Source organism: Ruegeria sp. AD11(2025) (assembly GCF_056542405.1).
In genome coordinates, this window is record NZ_JBQFZU010000077.1 from 1 (window position 1) to 3,283 (window position 3,283).

At 51.1% G+C, this 3,283-nt stretch carries 2 protein-coding genes; both read right to left on the bottom strand.

Annotated elements, in window-relative coordinates:
• Window positions 1–1,425, bottom strand: a 1,425-nt coding sequence (locus ACR1XY_RS24220) for a hypothetical protein (RefSeq protein WP_480597319.1), incomplete at its 3' end; no start/stop codon positions are given.
• Window positions 1,426–1,544: 119 nt separating this feature from the next.
• A protein-coding gene (locus tag ACR1XY_RS24225) for an IS3 family transposase (protein WP_480424262.1) occupies window positions 1,545–2,674 on the bottom strand; the annotation gives its coding sequence in 2 pieces (ribosomal slippage) (window positions 1,545–2,431 and window positions 2,431–2,674; 1,131 coding nt in all).
• Window positions 2,675–3,283 lie beyond the last annotated feature (609 nt).

Sequence of the window (3,283 nt, forward strand, 5' to 3'; positions counted from 1 at the left end):
AACCTGGATCAACGCCCCAGTTTCAATCAAGGCAGAACATCTGCCCGTCCGGCGACAGCTTACCATCATCTTTGCCCGCACTGGGCTTGGGTCACCTTGTGCGCTGATATCTAGCTCCCAAGTTTCTTTATTTTCAATGTCATACCGGTCACGAAATTGATCAAACGCAATCAGCGGATATGGCGTCCCAAGCTTAGTCAAGAACTCGTCCACAGACTGGGATTTTGGATCATACTCGGAAATCAGCTGTTTGGCATGTCTGGTTAGTCGGCCATTTTCGCCCTCTGTATCCAGTTGGCGCAGAACACGAGCAAACCGGTCGGTATCGTGGAAATGAATGCGCGGAGCATTCCTTGGTGCTTCGGTGGGTGCAAACAGAAACACACACATTGTCAGAAAGCACGCCCAAGCGAATACACCTACCACCAAATGCGCCAGCCCTCTGCCTACTAGGTATTTGCCAAGAAACGCCAGTTTCGAGTTCCCAAGGCATGACAGAGTAACAACAGGTTGTTCGAAGCGTTTGAACACCCAACCAAAAGCGAACAACGATCCAATGGCAAGAAGCACCGGACCAACAATGAACATGGATTCACTCGGCTGGAACACGCGGATCCAAGCAAAACAAGCAGCAGCGAATGCAGACCAGACTATTTTGGGTTGCAGAACAAGATTAACGACCCGCTCGTCAAATGGTACGCTAGGCGTTTGAACCAGAACCGTGGCCTTTTGCCCGTCCCCATTTAGAATTTCGCGTTTTGCCACCATCGCGCGGCGCAATTTCATATGAGCAGGAAACTGTCGCTCGAATTTCAATCCATCCTCGATCCAGCCATATCTCCGCTCGATCAGTTCGACCCATTCTTTGCCTGCTGAGATGAATTTTTTGATCTCATCGCGCCCGGAAAACTCGTTTTCAGACAAGCATATTACCAGAGCGCGCTCAAAATCATGACCACTCGAAAGATCGTCTAGCAACCTGTCGTTCAGCAAGCTGGTCCAGGTAGTGACGTCGTAATCCCGGCTTTCAATCAGATAACGCATCCTGGCCAAAAGATCTTGATAAGCTGCGGCAGAGGCAACCGGTCCGGGCAACTCAATGGATTCTGTATCGTTGTGATCGGTCGAACTTACTGGTTCTTGACGCTTTGGTGTATCGTCCTCTGCGGTTGCTTTGCCTTCTTCAACCTCAGGAGGTTCCGGTCTGATTGCGTCTCGATGGCTTTGCACCTGATCCGACTCATTGTCGGCTGCCATCTGCCGTGCAAACTCATACGCGTGACGCAAAGCCTGAAACGCTTCGGGATCCGCCTGACGGTCCAGAGCTTTCAATTCGCTCGCATAGGCCTTGCGAATTTGTTTGTCAGACGCAGGCCCGTCTAAACCCAGAGTGTTCCACGGAAAAACACCGGACTTACCGGACATAGTTGCGCTCAATGATCTCGATGTTTTGAAGCAACTGGTCCCGATATCTCGCGATTTCACGCGGATCTTGTTTGCTCAATATGGACCTGTCGCGTTTTTGTGCCGCTCCAAGTGCTCGTTTAAACCACTTTCCGTTCGAAGGCGACGGGACTTTTCCAGCCCAGTGCTGAGTGTCGGCGGCGCGGATTGTAGAAGCCGTTGATGTATTCGAAGATGGCCGCTTCAGCCTGCCGTCGGGTTTGCCATGACCGCCGCCAGATCAGCTCAGCTTTGATCGTTTTGAAGAAGGTCTCGACGGCGGCGTTATCATAGCAATTGCCTTTGCCGCTCATCGACACTTTGAAGTCATGTTGGCGCAGGATCTTCTGATAATCGTGGGAACAGTATTGGCTGCCACGATCCGTGTGGTGGATGCAGTCCTTCGGTGGTGATCTGAAGGCGATAGCCATTCTCAGCGCCCTGATGGCCAGGTCTCGCTTCATCCGATTGCTAACAGCCCAGCCAATCACACGGCGGGAATGCAAGTCCAGAATGACGGCGAGATAAAGCCAGCCTTCACGGGTCCAGACATAGCTGATGTCACCAGCCCATGTCTTGTTCGGCTGATCCGCTGTGAAGTCCCGATCCAGTAGGTTGGGCGCGATATTGAACTTGTGATCGCTGTCTGTCGTGACCTTGTGCTTGCGTGTTCTCAACACGGATATGCCGTTCTGGCGCATCAGGCGACCAACGCGACGATGCCCCACAGCCAAACCAATTTCCTTCAACTCTTCAGTCATGCGCGGCCTGCCATAGCTGCCCAAACTGAGGCGTGACTGTTCTTTGATATGCGCCAGCGTGACCAGATCAGACCGCTGTCTGCGACTGGCAGGGCGGCTGCGGAAGGCACGCAGACCGCGTGCGCTGACACCGACGACATCGCATAACCGGTTGGCTGGAAAGCTGGCTCTGTGTTCTTCGATAAACCTAAATCTCATTGCTTTAGGCCCGCGAAGAACTGGGTGGCCTTTTTTAGGATTTCCCTCTCCTCCTTGAGGAGCCGGATCTCCCGTCGAAGTCGCTCATTCTCTTGAGCGAGGCTCAAATCCTCTTTGGAAACCACGTCTGTATCTCGGTGCGCTGTGATCCATTTGTTCAGCGTGGACATCCCGACACCTAGATCATCAGCCACCTGCTTGCGTGTTAGCCCACTGGTCAATGCGATACGCACCGCATCTTGCCGGAATTCGGCCGTCCGTTTCAGTCCCATAGTCAGTCTCCTTTGCTGCAGTAGATGCTATCAAAGGAGCGGCATCAAACCGTGACAGGTCCAGTAAGTATCGTCTCAGACTGCCACAATTGCCCAGAGACTCCAAATATAGCAGGCACCGCGCCTCATTTGACTTGAACCAAATCTCCCAAAACTTAACAAGTACAGTCATGGATTGGAAACAATGACGCTCTCAGAACACTTCAATCTTTAGGATATTCAACATCTTGTGCCTTTGTTCGAGGTGTCTCAATAGCAGGAGACATCGTATTGAGAACAGTTTACTCTTCGTTAAGAGGTTTGATGCAATTTGGGCATAATTAGACGGATCTTGTGAGTGGGGACTGACAATGGATGCAGACTTTCTACAACGCGCCAACGAGGTGGAATTGAGACTGGAGGCGGAAGGTATGCACTTAACCGCAGAGGCCGTGAGGCAAGCAATATCTTCTTATATTCAGGAATATTCAAAAAACCCAATCACTCAAAAATCGCCAAAAACAGACCACTTCTCTCATAATTAACGCCACATTAACCATGCACCCTTAAGTATGCTTTAAACACTTTACTCGAGGGGCTTCATGAGCAAAAATCACTGGTTTGTTGATG